5 protein-coding genes are annotated in these 6720 nt (G+C 66.3%); 4 read left to right on the plus strand and 1 reads right to left on the minus strand.

The window, feature by feature from the left end; all coding sequences use genetic code 11:
* The 4 genes from A3728_RS10405 to A3728_RS10420 form a co-directional block, all read left to right on the plus strand.
* Positions 1-1088 (plus strand): citrate lyase subunit alpha (locus tag A3728_RS10405; RefSeq protein ID WP_067923133.1); only part of this gene is annotated, 1088 nt, incomplete at its 5' end.
* Between the two features lie 5 nt (positions 1089-1093).
* A complete protein-coding gene (locus tag A3728_RS10410; RefSeq protein ID WP_067923136.1) occupies positions 1094-2599 on the plus strand; it encodes a fumarate hydratase in 1506 nt (501 codons plus the stop codon).
* A gap of 7 nt (positions 2600-2606) precedes the next feature.
* Entirely contained in the window at positions 2607-4160 is a 1554-nt protein-coding gene (locus tag A3728_RS10415; RefSeq protein ID WP_150120725.1) for a class I adenylate-forming enzyme family protein, read from the plus strand.
* 26 nt (positions 4161-4186) lie between these two features.
* Complete coding sequence (locus A3728_RS10420; protein WP_067923139.1) at positions 4187-5920, plus strand: thiamine pyrophosphate-binding protein; 1734 nt, start codon at positions 4187-4189, stop codon at positions 5918-5920.
* 21 nt (positions 5921-5941) lie between these two features.
* On the opposite strand, the gene A3728_RS10425 is transcribed toward A3728_RS10420, so the two are convergent.
* Positions 5942-6720: sigma 54-interacting transcriptional regulator (locus A3728_RS10425; RefSeq protein ID WP_150120726.1), on the minus strand; the 779-nt coding region annotated here is incomplete at its 5' end.

Raw genomic sequence — 6720 nt, forward strand, 5'->3', positions numbered from 1 at the left:
GGGCACGGGCGCTGGACATGGGGGAACTGGTTGTAGACGCCGCTTTTGTCGCCGCCCCCGCTGCGGACGATCTGGGGAATATCTCGGGCCGTGCGGGCAAAACCGCCTGCGGCACCCTCGGCTATCCGCTGACCGACGTTGAGGTGGCCCGCCGCGTGGTGGCGGTGACCGACAGCCTCCTGCCCTTTCCGGCGCTGCCCGTGGACATCCCGCAGGGCAAGGTGGATTTCGTGGTCGCGGTCGAGCGCATCGGCGATCCGGGCGGCATCGCCTCGGGCACGACCCGCCCAGCGGAGGACGCGGTGAGCCTCGGCATCGCCGGGAACGCGGCTGCCGTCATCTCCGCCTCAGGCCTGCTGGCGGAGGGCTTTTCGTTCCAGACCGGGGCGGGCGGCATTTCGCTGGCCACTGCCGCCGCCGTTGGCCGCGAAATGGCCAATCGGAGCGTCACGGGTTCCTTCTGCTCGGGGGGGATCACCGGGTTCCACGTGGAAATGTTGAACGCCGGCCTCTTCCGCAGCCTGATGGACGTGCAGTGTTTCGACCTCGCCGCCGTTCGGTCCTATCAGCACGACCTGCGGCATCAGGCAATGTCGGCGGCGACCTATGCAGCCCCGCATCTGGGGGGCGCCGTGGTCGACCGGGTGGATGCGGTAGTGCTCGGCGCGACCGAGATCGACCGCGACTTCAACGTCAACGTCACCACCAAGGCGGGCGGCGCGATCATCGGCGGATCGGGCGGGCATGCCGATACTGCCGCGGGCGCAAAGCTCACGATTGTCACCACCCGGCTGACGGCGGCGGGCTTTGCCAAGATCGTGCCGACGGTCGGCACCTTGACGACTCCCGGTGCCACGGTCGATGTTGTCGTGACCGATGCCGGTATCGCGGTGAACCCGCTGCGGGGCGACCTTGGTGATCGCCTGAAAAAAGCTGGCCTGCCGGTGGTGGGAATCGAAGCGCTGATCGAAAAGGCCCGCTCTGCCGCCTCGCGGCCCACACCGCCGCGTGCCGCTGGCCGCGTGGTCGCCGTATCGGAATATCGCGACGGCAGCGTGACCGACGTAGTGCGCCAGATAGAGGAGTGAGACAGATGGCCGTGATCCGCGAAGCGGACCTCATCGAGAGCGTTGCAGACGCGCTGCAATATGTCTCCTACTATCACCCGCCGGATTTCATCGCCGCCATGGCCGCCGCATGGGAGCGTGAGGAAAGCCAGGGCGCCAAGGCCGCCATGGCGCAGATCCTCGTCAACTCGCGCATGGCCGCACTAGGCCGCCGCCCGATCTGTCAGGACACCGGGACCGCCAATGTCTTCTTGTCCATCGGTCAGGACGCGCGGCTCGAGCTGTCGCGGCCCCTGCAGGAGGTGATCGACGAAGGCGTCCGCCGCGCCTATCTGCTGGATGAAAACCCCCTTCGCGCCTCGGTGGTCGTCGACCCCCTGGGCAGCCGCAAGAACTCGGGCGACAACACCCCCGCGATGCTGTCGACGGAAATCGTCGCGGGCAATGACGTCACCGTTCATGTCTCCGCCAAGGGGGGCGGGTCCGAGAACAAGGCCCGTTTTGCCGTTCTGAACCCTTCGGATTCGATCGCCGACTGGGTGGTTAAAACGGTGGAAGGCCTGGGCGCAGGCTGGTGCCCGCCCGGGATCCTCGGCCTTGGGATCGGCGGTTCGGCGGACAAGGCGATGGCGCTGGCCAAGAAGGCGCTGAACGATCCCATCGATATGGCTGAGCTTCGTCGCCGTGGCCCCGCCGACCGGACGGAGGAATTGCGGCTGGAGCTTTACGAACGGATCAACGCGCTTGGCATCGGGGCGCAGGGTCTTGGCGGGATCACGGCGGTACTGGACGTCAAGGTTCGCAGTTTCCCGACCCATGCGGCCAGCCTTCCGGTCGGGTTGATCCCCAATTGCGCCGCCACCCGGCACGTGAAATTCACCCTCGACGGCTCGGGGCCTGCCCGGCTCACGCCGCCCGACCTGTCACTCTGGCCCGAAATTCTGCTGGACATGGCCGGATCGGGCGCGCGGCGGATCGACCTCGATACACTCACCGACGATGTGGTCGCATCGCTCACCCCCGGCGAAACCCTGCTGTTGAACGGAACGCTCTATACCGGGCGGGACGCGGCGCACAAACGCATGGTCGAGATGCTGGACAGGTCCGAACCGCTGCCCGTCGATCTTGCAGGGCGGGCGATCTACTACGTGGGGCCGGTCGACGCTGTCGGCGACGAGGTGATCGGCCCCGCGGGCCCTACAACGGCAACCCGCATGGACAAGTTCACCGACCGTGTGCTTGGCCAGACCGGCTTGAAGCTGATGATCGGAAAGGCCGAGCGTGGGCCTGCGGCGATCGAGGCGATCAAACGCCACGGAGCCGCATACCTCATCGCGGTGGGTGGGGCGGCCTACCTCGTGTCGAAAGCAATCCGCGAAGCCGAACCCGTCGCGTTCAAGGACCTCGGGATGGAGGCGATCTACCGCCTGCGGGTGGAAGACATGCCCGTGACCGTGGCGGTCGATACGCAGGGCAATTCCGTTCACCAGACCGGCCCGGCGCGCTGGCGCCGGACGCCCCTGCCCGCGTGAGGTTCCCGTGACTGCGCTATTGACCATCGGCCAGATGCTGACGGCGCAGGCACGGCTCCAGCCCGACCGCATCGGGGCGCGCGATCTTGAACGCCAGATGAGCTTCGCGGAATGGAACAGGCGCGCGTGCCAGCTCGCGAACGGATTGCTGGGCCTCGGGCTCGCCCCGGGCGACCGGGTGGCGGTGTTGGCCTACAACCGCGTAGAATGGGCGGAGATCTATGCCGCCGTCGCCAAGGCGGGGCTGGTCGCCGTGCCGGTGAATTTCCGCCTGACGGGACCCGAGGCACGTTTCATCTGCGAGGATTGCTCGGTCGCCGCCATCATCGCCGAGGATGCGCTGGCCGAGGTGGCGGATCACCTGCGCGGTGCGGTGGTTCTGCCGGATACGCGCTTCATCGCGATCGGACAGGAACGCGCGGGTTGGAAAGGCTACGAGGATCTCATTGGCAGCGCCCCCGAGGCGGAGCCCGACGCCGCCGTAGCACCCAACGATACCTGGTGCCTGATGTATACCTCTGGCACGACCGGCAACCCCAAGGGCGCCATCCGCAGCCACCGGGGCATGGCGATGCTGGCACTCATGACCCAGATCGAACTTGGCCTCGCACGGCGGGACGATGCGCTACTCGTCATGCCCATGTGCCATGCCAATTCGCTGAACTTCTTCACCGCCTTTCTCTATATCGGGGGCTGCGTCACGATATTCTCCCGCCCCAGCTTCGACGCGGCGCTTTGCCTGCGGACGATCGCAGAGATGGGGGTGACCTTTTCCTCGCTGGTGCCGACCCACTACACGATGATGCTCGAAGCGCGGGAGGCCGGGGGCGGTGCGGCGGGTTTTGACCGGGTCGAAAAGCTCATGGTGTCCTCCGCGCCCGCGCGGGTCGAGACGAAACAAGCGATCATGGAGATGTTCCCGAATTCGGGTCTTTATGAACTCTACGGCTCCACCGAGGCGGGCTGGGTGACGTTCCTCCACCCGGATGAGCTTTTCGACCATCTCGGCACCGTCGGGCGCGAAGTCGCGGGCTCCGCGCCGATCAGGATCCTCGACGACGCGGGGAACGAAGTGCCCGACGGGGAGATCGGTGAATTGTATTCCTCCTCCCCCTACGCCTTCGAAGGGTACTGGAACCTGCCCGACAAAACGCGCGAGGCATACCGGGGCAACTACCTGTCGGTCGGCGACATGGCGTTGCGGGACGAAGCGGGCTTCATCCGGCTGATCGACCGCAAGAAGAACATGATCATCTCCGGCGGCGAGAACGTCTATCCGAGCGAGGTCGAGACCGTGCTGGCGCGGCACCCGCAGGTCAGGGATATCGCGGTGGTCGGGCTGCCGGACGCGAAATGGGGAGAGACAGTCGCCGCCGCGGTGGTCGTGGCACCCGGGGGCGGCCTGACGGCGGATGAGCTGATCGCCTGGTCCCGGGACAAGCTGGCCGGGTACAAGCGCCCGCGCCGTATCATCTTTCTCACCCCCGACGAAATGCCGCGCAACTCCACGGGCAAGATATTGCACCGGGTGCTGCGCGACCTGCTGACCGACCGCGCATAGCACCCCTCTTTTCAGGAGAACAGGAAATGACCGATACACAGGACCTCAACCAAGACGAGGACAACGTCGCCGCCTGGATCGCCGCCACGCTGAAGGCGCGCAGGGTCGACAGGGTGTTCGGCCTGCAGGGCGGCCATATCCAGCCCATCTGGGACCACTGCGCCCGGCAGGGCATCCGCATCGTCGATGTCCGGGACGAAGGGGCCGCAGTGCACATGGCCCATGCGCATGCCGAGCTGACCGGGGACATGGGCGTCGCGATGGTCACCGCCGGGCCGGGCGTCACCAACTGCGTGACCGCCATCGCCAATGCGTCGCTGGCCCGCGCGCCCGTGCTGCTGATCGGGGGCTGCACCTCGCGCCCGCAGGCGAACATGGGCCCGCTGCAGGACATCCCCCATGTGGAGATCATGCGCCCCGTGACGCGCTACAGCCGCACCGCGCGTGTCGCCGATCAGGTGATCCGCGAGCTGGATGAGGCATGGGCCCGCGCGATGGGCGATCTGGGCGAACCGGGGCCGTCCTACATCGAAGTCCCGACGGACGTGCTGCGCACCCGGGTCGCGAAACACCTGATCGCCGAGGACTGGATTGCGCCCAAACCGGACCGGCGCGTCACGGCCGACCCCGACAGCATCGCCGAAGCGGTGGACGCGATCCGGGGCGCGCGCCGCCCGCTCGTGGTATCGGGGCGCGGGGCGCGCGGGGCGGGCGAGGCACTGGTGCGCTTTCTCGATACGGTGGATGCGCTCTACCTCGACACGCAGGAAAGCCGGGGGCTGGTACCGCGCGAGCATCCGGCCGTGGTCGGCGCGGTCCGTGCCGCTGCCATGGCGCAGGCCGACCTTGTCGTGACGTTGGGCCGGAAGCTCGACTATCAGCTTGGCTTCGGCTCGCCCGCCGTCTTTCCCGACGCGCGCTTCCTGCGCATCGCGGACACGCCGGGAGAGCTGATCGATAATCGCCGCGGCAGCCCCGAAATCCTTGCCGGCGTCGATCTTGCGCTGGAGGCATTGACCGACGCGCTAGGCAACGACGCCGGGACGCGCGATTTAGATTGGCTGGAAGGCCTGCGCGGCAAGCATCGCGACCGGATCGCCAAGAGCAGCGACGCCTCCGTCCCGCAGACCGGCCCGGACGGCAAGATCCATCCCATGGCCATCTTCGAAGCCATCGCCGCCGAAGCCCGCCCGGATTACATCGCCGTGGCCGATGGCGGGGACCTGCTGAGCTTTGCCCGCGTCGGGCTCGCCGCGAAAACATATCTCGATGCCGGTGCCTTTGGATGCCTCGGCGTCGGCGCCCCCTTCGCCATCGCAGCCGCGCTGGCCTGTCCTGACCGGCAGGTGATCTCGGTCAACGGCGACGGCGCCTATGGCATCAACGCGATGGAGATCGACACGGCGGTGCGCCACGATGCAAAGGCGGTATTCATCGTGTCGAACAACGCGGCATGGAACATCGAACGCTACGATCAGGAGTTCAACTACGGTGGCCGCGTCGTCGGTACCGAATTGCGCCATTCCGATTACGCCGCCATGGCGCGTGCCCTTGGCGCGCATGGCGAAAGGGTGGAGGACCCGGCCCAACTGAAGGACGCACTGCGCCGCGCCCTTGAAAACGCGCCCGCCGTGATCGACGTCGTTACCTCGCAGGGGGTATCGTCGTCGGACGCGCAGAAAGGGCTGGGCTTCGTGCCGGATTACCAGCCGCTCACCGCGTGGGACGATGCGGAACGAAAGCGGCGTGGACTGAGCTGAGGAACGGAGGAAGGACAGCGATCACCGGAATTCGGCAGGATCGATGCCATAGGATTTTATCTTCGAATAGGCCGTGGTCGGCGCAATGCCGAGGATCGATGCCGCACCCTGCGCGCCGGAAACCTTTCCCTTTGTACGCGCCAGCGCGTTCTCAAGGTTCTTGCGTTCCAGATCGCGCAAATCCTCGTTGGTCAACACGACGTCCGGTCCCGGACCGGGTGACGTCCCCGCGAGGTGAAAGTCAAATTCGAGCCGCCCGCCCTGTGCCAGGATCGCGGCCCGTTCGATGACATTTTCAAGCTCGCGCACGTTGCCGGGCCAGCCATACTCCGTCAGCACCTTGATATTCGCCTGTGACAACCGGGTTGCCGGCAGCCGCAACCGGCGGGTCATGCGGTCGAGAAAATGTTTGGCGAGATAGGGGATATCCTCTGCCCGCTCGCAGAGCGGTTCGCAGCGGATCGAAAACAGGTTCAGCGCAAAATAGAGGTCCTGACGGAACCGCCCTGCCCTGACCTCTGCGGACAGGTCACGCGATGTGGTGGCCACCACGTTCAACGAGACAGGCGTATCCTCACCGGCGCCCAGCCTTTGGAATGACCCGCTCTGCAACACGTCATGCAGCTTGGCCTGCAGGTTCTTGGACAGGTCAGCGATTTCATCAAGATGCAAGGTGCCGTTGTTCGCCATCAGCAGCTTGCCGGTCTGGTCCCGGTTCGCGCCCGGGAAGGCGCCCCGCCGATGGCTGAAAAGCTCCGCTTCCATCGTCTGGGCGTTCGTCTCACTACAATTTATACGGA

Origin of the sequence: Sulfitobacter sp. HI0040, assembly GCF_001634885.1 — a bacterium.
In the GTDB taxonomy this organism is placed as follows: Bacteria; Pseudomonadota; Alphaproteobacteria; order Rhodobacterales; family Rhodobacteraceae; genus Sulfitobacter.